Source organism: Nocardia sp. NPDC055029 (genome assembly GCF_053608525.1).
The window spans coordinates 17,604-31,739 of the sequence record NZ_JBSGVQ010000050.1; the positions used below are offsets into that span (position 1 = coordinate 17,604).

Sequence of the window (14,136 nt, forward strand, 5' to 3'; positions counted from 1 at the left end):
GCGTGTCGAGCCGACAACCGCAGGCGCCCATCGTCGTACTCGGTGAGATCCGCACCTGCCTGCTGCCGCATTCGGTGACGCTGGACGGCCAGGGAACCGATGAGCTGCTCGCGACGGTAGCCGGTGCGACCGTCCTGCGCCGTGAACGTCCTGGGCCGCTTGCCTTTTCACCGCGGCACGCGACCGGCGTCGACTGCCATCTCGGCTGGGGTACGACGGCGACCGCGCGCGTGGTGGGGACCATCGCCTCGACGGCGGTGCTGGTGGGCGGCCGGTTGGCGCAGTTGTCGTCGCACACCACCGTGGTGCGGGCTCAGCAGAAGAGGCGCAGGCCGTGGTCGCACTACATCAGCCGGATCGGGGTGACCGAGGCGATCGGTGAGCTGCCCGATCGCGAGGGAGCTGACACAGCGCTGGTCGCGGGCTATTTCGCGCCGCCAGGCCCGAACACCTTGGATCTCGCCTCGATCTGCGCCAGACATCTCGACGACCTGCGGTCCTCGCCGGTGCTGGATCAGCGCCCGCCGCTGCGGGCGCCGACCACGCGGCTGCGGTGGACCGCCATCATCGGTCGCGGCGCCGGGCCGGCGGCGTCGCTTCGCCTCGAAGACGAGCTGTACCGGGCGCTGCGGGTGACGGTGCGGGAGACGGACGATATTCCGGACGCCGTGCGGTTCTGCCAGGACGTCGCTGTGCACGATTGGCTGTTGACGGTCATCGACACGAAGGTGCGCGCGGCCGAGGGCTTCGGCGACGAGCGGCAGATGGCGGTGCTCGCACCGGTGTTGGAGCATCTGGCCCACCTGTGGATGCCAGGAGCCCAGGTCCCCGCCGGGATGCGCGCGCCGTGGCGAGACCTGCAGTCCGCTGCCGGCTTCTCGAAACAGTGGACCGCCCGCGTCGAACAGGTACAGCGCCGGATTCAGGTGGCGACGTACTACGCCGCACGCGGCGGACGCCCGACCGGTGACTGGTGACTACAACCGGAACCAGCGACGGACCAGCAGCGCGAAGAACACCGACATCGAGACCGCGCCCATCCATGCCTCGACCGCGAACAGAACCCGCGCCTGCGGTGCCATACCCGTGATGTTCCCCGGATCGAGCGGATTGAGAAAGGTCAGGGTGCTCAGGTAGACGACCTCGGACCACGACTTGTTCCCGGCCCATAACAGGGCGAGTGCGGTACACACCACGATCTGCAGGACAACCCAGCCGAGCAGCCGAAACGGCCGATACCCGTAGCCACACAGCAGATCCGAGACCACACCGACCCCACGCTGCCAGCCCGGCGCCATCGTGCGGCGGCGAGCCCGGGACAACGCCAGCCCGCACCGATCCTCGTCCTCGGTGTTCTGGGCGCGGCGGTGCAGTTCGACGGCGCCGCTCCAGGCGCGCACCGCGTGCGCGGGCAGCCCACAGCGGGACAGCGCGATGGCTGTCGTCTCGTATCGGTCGGCGAGCAGTGCGTTCTGGGTCGGGCTCAGTCGCAGTGGTCCACGGAATTCGACTTCGGCGGCGATCAGTCCAGCGAGCAACGGCGCGCGCCAGCCCTCCTCGCGCGGCACCGCCGCGTCCTCTTCGTCCGGCACCGCGCTCGGCACCTGCCCGTACAGAGTGTCGAATCGCAGCTTGTTGTTCTGCCGTCCTCGGGTGAACAGTTCCGGACGATCGAGCAGGGCCTCGATGTGGGTATCCAGGTCATTCACGATGTCGGTTTCCGCGACTCCGGGGGAATCGAGTCTCTTGGTGTAGCGCAGTGCGCGGTCGCCGATATCCTTGGTGACCGCATCGTGCTGCGAAGAAGGCGCCCCACCCCTGGACATCCGATTACCCCTGTGTCATGCCGACCCGATCATGTTCCAGGGTAACCCTTTTCGTCGATGCCGACCGGTTCCTCATCGAGCACGCGGTGCAGTTTGTAGACCAGCACGTCGCGCGGCTCGTTGTCGCCGAAGTACCGTTCGTCGTGCTCGCGCAGGACGAAACCGAAATCCTTGAACAGCGTGTAGGCGGAGGCATTCTTCGGGTCTACGGTCAACCAGACCTCGTCCACGTCTCCCTTTTGCTGACACACCCCCACGCTGCGCCGCAGCAGCCCTCGCCCGTAGCCGCAGCCGCGCCGATCGGGCGAGACCGCCAGGCTTATCAGCCATGCCCGCCCGCCGTCGCCCATGATGGTCAGCGCGTACCCGACCAGTTTGTCCTCGTCGTCGCCGGGTTCGACAGCGACCACACAGCGGGAACTGTCCGCCTCCAACAACTGCCGGAGAACGAAGAAGGGATACCGGTCACGAAAAGCCGCGCCGTCAATCACCTGGATATCGGGCAGATCGGCCCGCGTCGGGGCCCGGTACCGCACAGTTTCCGCGATGGTGGTCATCTGCTCCCTTGCGTTCGCGCACAAGAACCCTGAGGTCAAGCCTAGTCGCCCCCACCTGATCCCCGACATCGAAACCAGGGGAAGTGTACTCAGCGTTTACCTGCCACCGGCGCACCTCGCGATCGGCGCAATTCACCCTTACAACGCCAACCGGACCATGTCCGCCGTGCGGGCCAGGCCGGGAAAGGCTTCCGGGGTGGAACGCGGGTGCAGTGCGTGCACGGCCAGGCGGAATATCAACGCGCGCAACAACATCTGCGGCCATTCCGGCAGACTGGACCAGCGGTCCAGGAGTCCGTCGTCGCCGCCGCCCCAGGCCAGCGCGTCGATGACGACAACGCCGGCGGCCCAGATGGCGGGGCGCCAGTAGGGGGTGATGTCGGTGAGGCCGGGGGTGTGCGCGCCTGCGAACAGGACGGTGCCGAAGAGGTCGCCGTGGACGAGCTGGTCGGGGCTGCGGACCGGCTTGCGCAGGGTCGAGAGCTGGCCGATCAGTTCCAGGCTGCGCTGGGCGTCGGGGGTCGTGGAGATCGGGACGCCGCCGGTGCGCAGGCTGCGCATGCGCAGGCTGCGCAGTGGTACCGCTTCCCAGGCGGCGCGGTCGGCGGCGACGAACACGTCGACGTCGACCCAGGGCGCGACCGGGGGCTGGACCAGGAAACGGGGGCGGTCCAATTGTGCCGTCGCCTTGTGCAACCGCAGCGACACCGACACCACCTCGTCGTAGCGCGCTTCCGGCGCGCCGTCGACGTAGGTGTCGGCGCGCCAGCCCGAGACCACATACCGGCCGTCGGTGGCCCGCACCGGGCGCGCCACCCGCAGGCCGTCGACCGCGAGCGTCTCGCGTATCTTCGCCGACCACGCGGCCCGCGCGTGATCGGCCACCGGACTCAGCACCACGTCACCCATTCGCCAGCCACCGTCCCAGTCGCCGAGGCAGACCGGTGTCACTTCGCGAAGTCCGAATGTGGCGCGCACATGCTCGGGAGGTTCGACTGAGGTCACGGCCGTACCGTAACCCCGCCGCGGCGCCGCAACCCCGAAGGCACGCTGGCACACTCCACTTTGCGACCTCGCCGCAACCTTGGGCGAGGTCGGCAACAGTGCAGCTACCCGATCAGTAGACCGGCAGCGACGGATCGACCTGCTTGGCCCAGGCGACGACGCCGCCCTGCAGGTGCGTGGCGTCGGCGAAACCGGCGCGCTTGAGCGCGGCCAGCGCCTCGGCCGAGCGGATACCTGTCTTGCAGTGCAGCACGATCGGCTTGTTCTGCGGCAGTTCGGCCAGCGCCTCGCCGGAGAGGATGCGGTCCTTGGGGATCAGCGTCGCGCCCTTGATGTGGACGATGTCCCACTCGACCGGCTCACGGACGTCGATCAGTTCGACCTTGTCCGCGTCGAGCAGATCCTTCAGCTCGGCGGCGGTGATCGTCGACCCGGCCGCGGCGGCCATGCCCTCCTCCGACACCACACCGCAGAACGCCTCGTAGTCGATCAGTTCGGTGATCGGCTGACGCTCGGGATCGCGGCGCAGCTTGATGGTGCGGTAGTTCATGTCCAGTGCGTCGTAGACCATCAGACGGCCGAGCAGCGTCTCACCGATGCCGGTGATCAGCTTGATCGCCTCGGTCACCATCACCGAACCGATCGACGCGCACAGCACGCCGAGCACGCCACCCTCGGCGCAGGACGGGACCATGCCCGGCGGCGGGGCCTCCGGGTACAGGTCGCGGTAGTTGATGCCGCGGCCGTCGGGGGCGTCCTCCCAGAACACCGAGACCTGGCCCTCGAAGCGGTAGATCGAGCCCCACACGTAGGGCTTGCCCGCGAGGACGGCGGCGTCGTTGACGAGGTAGCGGGTTGCGAAATTGTCGGTGCCGTCGACGATCAGGTCGTACTCACGGAACAGTTCGACGGCGTTGTCCGGCTCCAGCCGGATCTTGTGCAGCCGCACGTCGATCCCGGAATTGATCTCCAGGACGGAATCGCGGGCGCTGTCGGCCTTGGGGCGGCCGATGTCGGACTCGCCGTGGATGACCTGGCGCTGCAGGTTCGACATGTCGACCTCGTCGAACTCGACGATGCCGAGCGTGCCGACACCGGCCGCGGCCAGATACAGCAGGGCGGGCGAACCCAGCCCGCCCGCGCCGATCACGAGCACCTTGGCGTTCTTCAACCGCTTCTGACCGTCGACGCCCAGATCGGGGATGATCAGGTGCCTGCTGTAGCGAGCGACCTCGTCCTTGGTCAGTTCCGCGGCCGGCTCGACGAGCGGCGGCAGGGACCCGTTGAATGACACGTCAGAGCTCCTGTGTTTATCGGCGGCATTCCTGGTACATGCAACGTGGGAAGCCGCGCTGTTCTTCCCACCCATGGTCCCGCATGGGCCACCGCACTATCCGCGCGGGTACGGCCAGGGGTTGAAGCGGCAGGTCTTGCCGTCGGCGGGCACCACGCCGTCCGGATCGAGCAACGCGATGTCGTTGTTCTTGGTGCCGAAGGTCTGCTGCATCATGATCGGCGCGAGCCCGCCGTCGGTCTCGCACGGCTGATGCCCGTGGTAGCCGATGGCGTGACCGACCTCGTGGTTGATCTGGTACTGCCGGTAGGAGCCGATGTCGCCGTCGAAGGCGAGCGCGCCACGCACCCAGCGCACCTCGGAGAGCACGACGCGGTCGATGTCGGCGTTGTAGCAGGACGAGTCGATCGGGATCTCGAATCCGCAGGCGGCGCGGGTGCTCTCACGCGACGTGAGCGAGAGGCGGAAATCGGGTTCGCCGGTGTCGATGCGCTGGAAGCCGAAGCGGGGGTCGTGGGTCCAGCTCTTCGGGTTGGCCAGGGTCGTCTCGACCATCTTGGCCACGGCGACGTCACCGCCGAACGGCGCGGTGTCGATGCCGTCCTCCACCTCGACGGTGTAGCGGAAGACGCGTTCGGTGCCGGTGCCGACCTGGGCGCTGGTGCCCGGCACCACATGCCAGGTGCCCGCCGCGCGGTCGACGTAGTCGCCGCCCTCCGGCAGTGCGCCGAGCGGCAGGTCGGGCGGGAACTTCCCGTCGCCGGGTGGTGCGCCGATGATGCCGGACTGGGCCACCTTGGGGCTGAGCGCGCCGAAACCGGGATCGTTCACGGAGGGCATCGGGTTCGCGCGCAGGGCGTCGACGACCACCAGCACGGTGACGGCCAGCAACACCGGCAGCGCGTAGGCCCGCCAGCCGTAGCGGCGCACGAACCGGCCGATCGCGCTCTGCTTCTTCGCGTCGCGCTGCGGGCTGCGCGGCCTGCCGTTGTCGGTGTCGGTGGGGTTCCAGTGGGCGCGCAACGGCTGCCGGGATCGGTCGGCGGGCTGATACAGCCCGAGCGGGTCGTAGACCTGCAGTTCTCGCCCTTCTGGCGCCGACGTCACAGAACCGGACTCGGTGGGTTGCGTGGGGCGAGCGACATCGCGCCCGCCGCCGGATGGTCGTTCCGGTCGGTCGGTCACCCCACCAGATTCTCACAGTGCGCAACCCCGCCCTCGCGGCGGCCGCAGCAGATCGCACGGTTACGGCCCGGCGAACCCTGAGGCCTGGTACTACATTTCCAGGGCGAAACTTCATGGGAACACCGTGCGGGTATCGTTCGTGGGATACCGGACCGAACACCCCTGGGCCGGGGTAATCGACAAAGAGAGCCGAGATGACAGACCTCGTGGACCGCATGACCTCGCGCCGATCGGTGCCGGAAACGGTCCCGGCCAAGCGCGGCACCCGGCTGCCCCGTGACGAGCGGCGCCAGCAGCTGCTCCTCGCGGCCAGCGAAGTGTTCGTGCAGCGCGGCTACCACGCCGCGGGCATGGACGAGATCTCCCAGGTGGCAGGCGTCAGCAAGCCGGTGCTCTACCAGCACTTCGCGAGCAAGCTGGAGCTGTACCTGGCGGTGCTGCAGAACTATGTCGACATCCTGGTGTCGAGCGTGCGCCAGGCGCTGCGCTCCACCACCGACAACAAGCAGCGTGTGCGCGCCGCCGTCAACGCCTACTTCGATTTCGTCGACAACGAGATGCAGGGCTTCCGCCTCGTCTTCGAATCCGACCTGACCAGCGAGCCGCAGGTGCAGCGCCGGGTCGAGCAGGCCACCGAGGCCTGCGTCGACGCGGTCTTCGACCTGGTCGCCCACGACTCCGGCCTCGATCCCTACCGCGCCCGCATCCTGGCCGTCGGCCTGGTCGGCGCGAGCCAGTTCACCGCCCGCTACTGGCTCGAGGCCGACCGCCCGATCCCCAAGGACGAAGCGGTCGACACCACCGTCGCCCTCGCCTGGGGCGGCCTCAAGCACGTCCCGCTGCACCCGATCGGCTAGTCCGCCTCTCCGGGACTTCGGCCGATCATTGAGGGGACAGTGGGTTCCTGATCGGGCTCGCGGTGCCGTCTCGGCCGAGTTTTGGGCGTGCCCGGTGAGTTACCCATGTTCGATCGAAATCTGTTGTCACGCTGCGAAACGCAAACGCCCCGCCATCCGATGGCGGGGCGTTCTACGTGTCAGGACTCAGACCGTGGCGAAGCCGACGCGGCCGGTAGCGGTCGAGCCGATCTCCACGTAGGCCACCTTGGCCGCCTGGATCAGGAACTTGCGGCCCTTCTCATCGGTCAGCGAGACGACGCCACTCGCGCCGCCCAGCGCCTCGGTCACCAGCGCCTCGATCTCCTCAGGGCTCTGCGCGCTGTTGATCACGAGCTCACGCGGGCTATCCGAAATACCGATCTTGACCTCCACGGCCAACCTCCGAACGTAAGAGTCCTGTGTTGTCGCCTATCAGGCTAGTCGAGCGAGAAGGCCGCCGTCGCTGTGCCCAGCTGCGCTGTGAGCGAACGACACGACGGCGAGTACCGGACGGACTGGTCTCGCACGAACATGGGTAACTTCACCGGGGACGCCCAGAACGCGACCGATGACTACCCGCAAGCCCGATCGTGAGCCAACCAGCCGCTTACTGGTCGGCCGAAGTCGCGGAGAGGCGGTCTGCCGGCTCGACCAGCTCGATGTCGAGTTCGATCTTGACGGCATCCGACAGCATGCCCGGCATGGGGACACCGACGCCGAAGTCGGTGCGCTTGATGGTGCCGGTCGCGGAGAAACCGGCGTGGCGGGTGCCGTCCATGTAGTCGGCGACCCCACCCCATTCGACGTCGAGCGTCACCGGCTTGGTGACGGTACCGAGGGTGGCCTCGCCGGTGACGGTGAACGACTCGGCGACCCGGACCGGCCCGGTGGCACGGAAGCTCAGGGTCGGGCGGTTGGCGACGTCGAGGAAGTCGGCATTGCGGACGTGGGCGTCACGGTCGGCGTTGCCGGTGTCGAAGGAGTCGAGGTCGATGGTGGCGCCGATGGTCGCGGCGCCGGTCTCGTCGACGACGAACTCGGTCTCGAAGCGGGTGAAACCGCCGCGGACCTTGGCGATGCCCAGGTGGCGCACGGTGAAGGCGACCGTGGAGTGGCTGGCGTCGAGCGCCCAGGATCCGGTCTTGAGCTGCTGGGTCTGTGTCGAGGAAGTCATGACTCCACCCTGATCGGACCGCGGTCCGCTAGCCAGACCGCGGTTATCCTGGACCCGGCAGGGCGTGGCTGCGGGAACCAGGACCGGGCACTATCGAGACATGGCAGGCGAAGACATGGCAGATCGACCGGGTGCCCGTCCGGCATTCGCGGAGCTTCTCGTCGCCCGCCGCGCCGAGCTGCGCCCCGAGGACGTCGGTCTGCCCGGCGGCGGCAGGCGCCGCACTCCCGGCCTGCGCCGCGAGGAGGTGGCGGTGCTCGCCGGCGTCAGCGCCGACTATCTGGCCAGGCTCGAACAGGGCCGCGACACCAATCCGTCGATGGCGGTGGTCGACGCGCTCGCCACCGCGCTGCGGTTCAACGAGACCGAACGCGCCCACTTCGGCTGGATGGCGTTGACCACCGGCAGCGAATCCCGGTGCCCGAGTACCGCTTTCGATCCGGTCCTGGATCAGGTGCCCGCCGCGTTGCGCGGCGTCATCGACGCGCTCGCGCCGACGCCGGCGTTCGCGCTCGGCCCGCGCGCCAATGTGCTGGCCTGGAACTCCGCGTGGGAAGACCTGGTCGGCCCGCTCGGCCTGCTCGACGACCCGGATCAGGTCAACCTGGCCGTCTGGACCTTCCGTCATCCACTGGCCCGCACCACGGTCACCGACTGGGCCCAGTTCGCCGATCACCTCGCCGACCAGCTCGCCAGGACCCGGCTGCGCAGACCCGACGACGAACGCATCGCGTCGATCATCGCGTTCCTGTGCACCGAACCGGAATTCGCCCGCCGCTGGCAACCACACCGCCTGGCCGAGGACATCCCCAGCCTCCTCGGCTTCGAACACCCGAGCCGGGGCACGCTCACGTTCACCGTGCAGACCCTGTCCGCCGATCGCGATCAGCAGGTCGTGATCTGGCTACCGCGCCAGGCTGCCGCCCGCGCACCGGAACTGCGCCTGGTGCCGGGCCGCGTGATCGGCGGGTAATTTACAAGCCGAGTTCGGCCATGCGGGCGGCGTGACGCTCCTGCATGCGGTCGAACAGGGTCGCGATGCCGTTGAGGTCGCCGGTCGCGGCGAGGACCAGTTCGGCCAGCTCGTCGCGCTGGGCCATCACGTACTGCGCCTGGGTGATCGCCTCGCCGAGGAGCCTGCGGCCCCACAGGGTGAGCCGGTCGCGCTCGGAGCGGCTGGCCGCCACCGCGCTGCGGACCTCGTCGACCACGAACTGCGAATGGTCCGTCTCGGCGAGCACATCGCGCACGACATCGGCGACCTCGGCGGGGAGCACGCCGACGATCTCGGAGTAGAAGTCGGCGGCCAGACCGTCGCCGACATAGAACTTCACCATCGACTCGAGCCAGGTCGAGGGGTCGGTGGAGGCATGGTAGGAGTCCAGCGCGCTCTGGTATTGCGCCATCGACATCTCGGGATCGGCGCCCCGCGCGGACAGGGCGGCCTCGAGGGTCTCGAAGTGCGCCAGCTCGGCGGCGGCCATCTTGGCGACCGCCACCCGGCCGCGCAGCGACGGCGCCAGCTTGGCCTCTTCGGCAAGTCGATAGAACGCGGAGATCTCACCGTAGGCGACGACGGCGAACAGCTCGGTCACCCCCGGGTGATCCGCGGCGAGCGGTTCGGTCGAGACAACATCCGGCGCGGCAGAGGTCTGTGCTCCCATGGGTATCAACCTTAGTCCCGATCGATGATCAGTCGCGCTCCGCCAGGAACTTGTCGAGGTAGGTCCATGTCGTGTCGCGCGCGTCCGGCCCGGCGAGGATGCCGAGATGGCTGCCGGGGGCGATCTCGTAGGTGACCGACGGGGAGCCGGTGAGGGTGCGCAGGCCCGCCTCGACGGCGGCCTTCGGCGTGATCACGTCGGCGGTGCCGCCGACCAGCAGCACCGGCACCCGCACGTCGGCGAGTTCGACGGTGCGGTCACGCAGCTGGAGCCTGCCCTGGCCGATGTCGTTGGCCAGAATGAACCGGCCCCAGATCTGGCCGTAGAAGCGGCCGGGGTAACCGGGCATCGCGGACTGGAACCGGTCGATGGATTCCATCTTGGCCAGCGTCTCGGTGCGCGCGATATTGCTCGCGAGGAACATCGGCCGCGCCAGTTCCCGCTCGAAGGCGGCGAGCCGGTAGCCGATCTTGACCAGCGGCGCGGGGATGCCGCCCGCGGCCCGCACCAGCGCGGTGGTGGCCTGGCCGCCGGTGAGGCTCGCGACCGCGCGCAGCTGCGGCATGCCGAGCATCTTGTTGTAGTCCAGCGGCGAGCCGACGCCGGTCACCGAGCGGATCGGCAGTTCCGGGTTGGCTGCCGCGGTGAGCAAGGAGAACACGCCGCCGATGGACCAGCCGACCAGGTCGACGGGCGCGCCGCCGCGATCGGCGCTGGTGCGCAGGATCGCCTCCGGCAGGATGTCGGTGACCCAGTCCTCGAAGCCCATCCGGCGATCGGCGAAGGAGATGTCGCCGTAGTCGACGAGGTAGGTCGAACGGCCGGTCGAGACCAGGTGCCGCGCCAGGCTCTGGTCGGGACGCAGGTCGAAGCAGGTCGCGGGCGCGGCCAGCGGCGGCACCAGCAGCACCGCGGAATCCGTTGTGGTGGAAACGGATTCGGATTCGTAGCGACGCAGCAAGCGATGCGGCTCGTCCCACAGCACGGTCGAGGGGGCCGGGTTCGGCGGTTCGATACCCGCGCCGAAGCTCAGCGCCCACGCGTTGCGCGCGGCGGTGGTGACGGTGTCGGTGATGCTCACGACAAGAATGTCTCACACCCGGTACCGGCGGTACCAAGTGAGTTCTGTTACACGCGACAGACACGCGCGAAATCAGGGCCGTCGAATTGTGCTGTGCCACACGGCCGGACCACGGGAATGTGCTGCCGAACAGGTATTCGCGGCGATGTGCGCCGCGCCGAAATTCGGGTTGCGAACAATATCACGCTACAATCACCGTGGACAACGCTAGTTTCCTCGCCCCGGCAGACCCTGCGGGCGCGACTCTCCCGCTCTCGCGGGCGCTGCGCTCCACCGGCGTTCAGCGCGGGCGGACGGCGGCGATGTCCACGGAAAATGTGCGCGCACCGAATCCGCATCACCGATGTGCCGCGCCGATGACGCGATAGCGATCGGTGCAGGCCCGGTGAATATCACAGGCGGATATGTGGTCGTCGCGGGCCGACCGGCCCGCCCCACCTCGTGCGTGCGAGATGCAATGACGAGGAAGGCACGAACCCTGAGCAAGATCACTGTCGAACAGGAACCCGGTTTGACCGACACCCTCCTGACGGCCGAACTGGACAACACCCATATCCCGCCGAGTTTCGCCGAATTGGGCGTGCGCGAAGAAATCGTGCGCGCGCTCGGCGAGATCGGGATCGAACGCACCTTCGCGATTCAGGAACTGACCCTGCCGCTGGCACTGGCCGGCGAGGATCTCATCGGTCAGGCCCGCACCGGCATGGGCAAGACCTTCGGTTTCGGCGTGCCGCTGCTGCACCGCATCGCCACCGCCGACACCGGAACCACCCCGCTCGACGGCACCCCGCGCGCGCTGGTCATCGTGCCGACGCGAGAGCTGTGCATCCAGGTCACCAAGGACCTGGAGAACGCGAGCAAGTACCTGACCAACCACCAGGGTTCGCTGAAGGTCGCCGCCATCTACGGTGGCCGCCCCTACGACACCCAGATCGCCGCGCTGCGCGACGGCGTCGATGTGGTCGTCGGCACCCCCGGCCGTCTGCTCGACCTGGCCAACCAGAACCACCTGATCCTCGGCAAGATCGGCGTGCTGGTCCTGGACGAGGCCGACGAGATGCTCGACCTGGGCTTCCTGCCCGATATCGAGCGCATCCTGTCGATGGTCCCCGACGCGCGGCAGACGATGCTGTTCTCGGCGACCATGCCCGGTCCGATCATCACCCTGGCCCGCACCTTCCTGAGCCGCCCGACCCACATCAGGGCCGAGGAGCCCAGCGATTCGGCGGTGCACGATCGCACCGCGCAGTTCGTCTACCGCGCGCACGCGCTGGACAAGAGCGAGCTGGTCGCCCGCGTGCTGCAGGCCGAGAGCCGGGGCGCCACGATGATCTTCACCCGTACCAAGCGCACCGCGCAGAAGGTGGCCGACGACCTGGCCGAGCGCGGCTTCGCGGTCGGCGCCGTGCACGGCGACCTCGGCCAGATCGCCCGCGAGAAGGCGCTGACCAAGTTCCGCAAGGGCACCATCGACGTGCTCGTCGCCACCGATGTCGCCGCGCGCGGTATCGACATCGACGACGTCACCCACGTCATCAACTACCAGTGCCCCGAGGACGAGAAGACCTACGTGCACCGGATCGGTCGCACCGGTCGCGCCGGGCGCACCGGCGTCGCGATCACCCTGATCGACTGGGACGAGCTGCACCGCTGGGCCTCCATCGACAAGGCGCTCGGCCTCGGCATCCCCGATCCGGCCGAGACCTACTCGCGCTCGCCGCACCTGTACTCCGATCTCGGCATCCCGGAGGGCATCACCGGCGTCGTCCGCAAGCCGAAGCCGGTGCGCGAGGAAGGCGATGTGGTCGAGGAGCGCGCCGAGCGTCCCAAGTCGACCCGCAGCCGTCGCCGCACCCGTGGTGGCAAGGCCGACAGCGCCGCGGGCACCGAATCGGGCACGACCGAAGCGGGCGCCGAGGACGCGGTCCAGGCCGAGGACACCACCGAGGGCGACAAGCCGGCTCGCCGCAGGCGCCGTCGCCGCAAGCCCGCCGAGTCGGGCGAGGCAGGCGAGGCGACCGCGACCGAGTCCGCCACCGAATCGGCACCGGCGGATCCGGCACCGGCCGCGGCGGACGACACGTCCGCGGAGGCGAAGCCCGCCCGCCGTCGCCGTCGGCGCAAGCCCGCCGATGCCGCGGCCACCGACAGCCCGGTGACGGTCGACGCTTAGTCGGCCACAACCCGGCACTGCGTACACTCCTTCTCGTGCTCGCACCCGAACGGCGGACGCGCGCCGATATCTTTGCCGCAGTAGCGATCGCCGTCACCCTCGTGGTGGCGGCGATCGTGGTGTGGGCGCGGGCCGATGTCACCGGGACCGATTCGGTCACCGCGTCCTCGCCCGCGCCGACGGTGACCGCGGCGACGCAGCTGCCCGCCACGCTCAGCGAGCTGTGGCATGCGGCCGACGGGGCGAGCCGCCGGGCGCTCACGTCCGGCAATGTCGCGGTGACCGGCGACGACGGCACCGTCAGCGGCCGGGATCCGGTCACCGGCAAGCAGCTGTGGTGGTATCGCCGCGATATGCCGCTGTGCGCGGTGGAATCCCAGTTCGGCGCCGTGATCGCCACCTACCGCGATCAGCGCGGGTGCAGCCAGACCACGATGCTCGAAGCCGATACCGGGGAGCGCAGGGTCGCCCGCAGCAGCTACATGGACGACGAGATCCGGGTCTCCGGTGACGGCACCTACCTGCTCGCCCTCGGCTCCGACCGGCTGGAGATGTGGCGTTCCGACTTGGTGCGCACCCTCGAATACGGCTACGTCGACGCCCCGGTCAACCCGAACACCCAGCCGCGCACCGGGTGCACGCTGTACTCGGCCGCGTCGAGTTCGTCCCGGCTGGCGGTGCTCGAGCGCTGCCCGTCCGACCCGTCCGCCCGGCTGACCGTGCTCAACCCCGCGCCCAAGGAGTCGACCAATCCCGAGGAGCACGGCTCGCGCGTGCTCACCGCGCCGGGCGCCGACTCCCCCGAGGTCCGCGTGATCGCGGTGTCGGACACCAAGATCGCGGTCTACTACCCGCCCACCCCGGCCACCGCCACCGGTCTCGGCCAACCGGCCAGGATCGCCGTGCACGACGGCACCGGCAACGAGATCGCGGTGCATCAGCTGACCGCGCCGTGGAACGAGCGCACCACGACGGTGACCCGGCTCGGTTCGGCGATCTACGTCTTCACCGGCGACAGCCTGATCGCGTTGAGCGCGGGCTCATTGCAGCCGGTGTGGACGGTCCGTGACGCGCTGGGCACCCCCGCGCTGATGGCGGGCAGGCTGCTCGTCCCGGTCGCCGACGGCCTGCTCGCGGTGGATACCGCCAACGGCGGGACCGTCGCCCGGATTCCGCTCCAGCGCAGCGACTACGACGGCGGCACCATCTCCACCGCGGTCCTCGGCCCGACGGTGTTCGAGCGCCGCGGCGGCCAGCTCTACGCCCTCGGCTGACGACGACCCCGCCTGCCATGATGGA

14 protein-coding genes are annotated in these 14,136 nt (G+C 69.0%); 5 read left to right on the forward strand and 9 right to left on the reverse strand.

Annotation, left to right across the window (positions count from 1 at the left end):
* Nucleotides 1–2: 2 nt before the first annotated feature.
* Nucleotides 3–977: an SCO2521 family protein gene (locus ACWF9G_RS30710; RefSeq protein WP_452519605.1), complete on the forward strand. Its 975-nt coding sequence runs from the start codon at nt 3–5 to the stop codon at nt 975–977.
* Here the strand turns inward: ACWF9G_RS30710 and ACWF9G_RS30715 are convergent, their stop codons facing one another.
* From ACWF9G_RS30715 to ACWF9G_RS30735, 5 genes are all read right to left on the reverse strand, one after another.
* Nucleotides 978–1,826 carry a hypothetical protein gene (locus tag ACWF9G_RS30715; protein WP_452519606.1) on the reverse strand — a complete coding sequence of 283 codons (849 nt, stop codon included), beginning with the start codon at nt 1,824–1,826 and terminating at the stop codon, nt 978–980. It lies immediately after the preceding gene.
* 29 nt (nt 1,827–1,855) lie between these two features.
* A complete protein-coding gene (locus tag ACWF9G_RS30720; RefSeq protein WP_452519608.1) occupies nt 1,856–2,383 on the reverse strand; it encodes a GNAT family N-acetyltransferase in 528 nt (175 codons plus the stop codon).
* Between the two features lie 138 nt (nt 2,384–2,521).
* Nucleotides 2,522–3,388, reverse strand: coding sequence for a TIGR02569 family protein (locus ACWF9G_RS30725; protein ID WP_452519609.1), 867 nt, complete (start codon nt 3,386–3,388; stop codon nt 2,522–2,524).
* A gap of 112 nt (nt 3,389–3,500) precedes the next feature.
* Nucleotides 3,501–4,682 carry an adenylyltransferase/sulfurtransferase MoeZ gene (moeZ, locus tag ACWF9G_RS30730; RefSeq protein ID WP_378855626.1) on the reverse strand — a complete coding sequence of 394 codons (1,182 nt, stop codon included), beginning with the start codon at nt 4,680–4,682 and terminating at the stop codon, nt 3,501–3,503.
* Nucleotides 4,683–4,778: 96 nt separating this feature from the next.
* Entirely contained in the window at nt 4,779–5,762 is a 984-nt protein-coding gene (locus ACWF9G_RS30735; RefSeq protein WP_452519629.1) for a DUF3152 domain-containing protein, read from the reverse strand.
* Nucleotides 5,763–6,061: 299 nt separating this feature from the next.
* On the opposite strand from ACWF9G_RS30735, the gene ACWF9G_RS30740 reads away from it, so the two are divergent.
* Nucleotides 6,062–6,724, forward strand: coding sequence for a TetR/AcrR family transcriptional regulator (locus ACWF9G_RS30740; RefSeq protein ID WP_379038081.1), 663 nt, complete (start codon nt 6,062–6,064; stop codon nt 6,722–6,724).
* 186 nt (nt 6,725–6,910) lie between these two features.
* Here the strand turns inward: ACWF9G_RS30740 and ACWF9G_RS30745 are convergent, their stop codons facing one another.
* A complete protein-coding gene (locus tag ACWF9G_RS30745) occupies nt 6,911–7,138 on the reverse strand; it encodes a DUF3107 domain-containing protein (RefSeq protein ID WP_379307868.1) in 228 nt (75 codons plus the stop codon).
* A gap of 214 nt (nt 7,139–7,352) precedes the next feature.
* On the reverse strand, nt 7,353–7,919 hold the full coding sequence (locus tag ACWF9G_RS30750; RefSeq protein ID WP_452519611.1) for a YceI family protein: 567 nt from the start codon (nt 7,917–7,919) through the stop codon (nt 7,353–7,355).
* Between the two features lie 100 nt (nt 7,920–8,019).
* Here ACWF9G_RS30750 and ACWF9G_RS30755 point away from each other — a divergent pair, with 100 nt between their 5' ends.
* The gene (locus ACWF9G_RS30755; RefSeq protein WP_452519612.1) at nt 8,020–8,892 is read left to right on the forward strand and encodes a helix-turn-helix transcriptional regulator; all 873 of its coding nucleotides are present in this window, start codon (nt 8,020–8,022) and stop codon (nt 8,890–8,892) included.
* Nucleotide 8,893: 1 nt separating this feature from the next.
* Here ACWF9G_RS30755 and ACWF9G_RS30760 read toward each other — a convergent pair whose 3' ends face one another.
* Together ACWF9G_RS30760 and ACWF9G_RS30765 are read right to left on the reverse strand one after the other, a co-directional pair.
* Nucleotides 8,894–9,583 carry a ferritin-like fold-containing protein gene (locus ACWF9G_RS30760; RefSeq protein ID WP_452519613.1) on the reverse strand — a complete coding sequence of 230 codons (690 nt, stop codon included), beginning with the start codon at nt 9,581–9,583 and terminating at the stop codon, nt 8,894–8,896.
* Nucleotides 9,584–9,611: 28 nt separating this feature from the next.
* On the reverse strand, nt 9,612–10,664 hold the full coding sequence (locus ACWF9G_RS30765; protein WP_452519614.1) for an alpha/beta fold hydrolase: 1,053 nt from the start codon (nt 10,662–10,664) through the stop codon (nt 9,612–9,614).
* Between the two features lie 457 nt (nt 10,665–11,121).
* Between ACWF9G_RS30765 and ACWF9G_RS30770 the strand changes: the two genes are divergently transcribed.
* Both ACWF9G_RS30770 and ACWF9G_RS30775 read left to right on the forward strand, forming a co-directional pair.
* A complete protein-coding gene (locus ACWF9G_RS30770) occupies nt 11,122–12,837 on the forward strand; it encodes a DEAD/DEAH box helicase (RefSeq protein ID WP_379307873.1) in 1,716 nt (571 codons plus the stop codon).
* Between the two features lie 35 nt (nt 12,838–12,872).
* Entirely contained in the window at nt 12,873–14,111 is a 1,239-nt protein-coding gene (locus tag ACWF9G_RS30775) for an Rv3212 family protein (protein ID WP_452519615.1), read from the forward strand.
* Nucleotides 14,112–14,136: the final 25 nt, after the last annotated feature.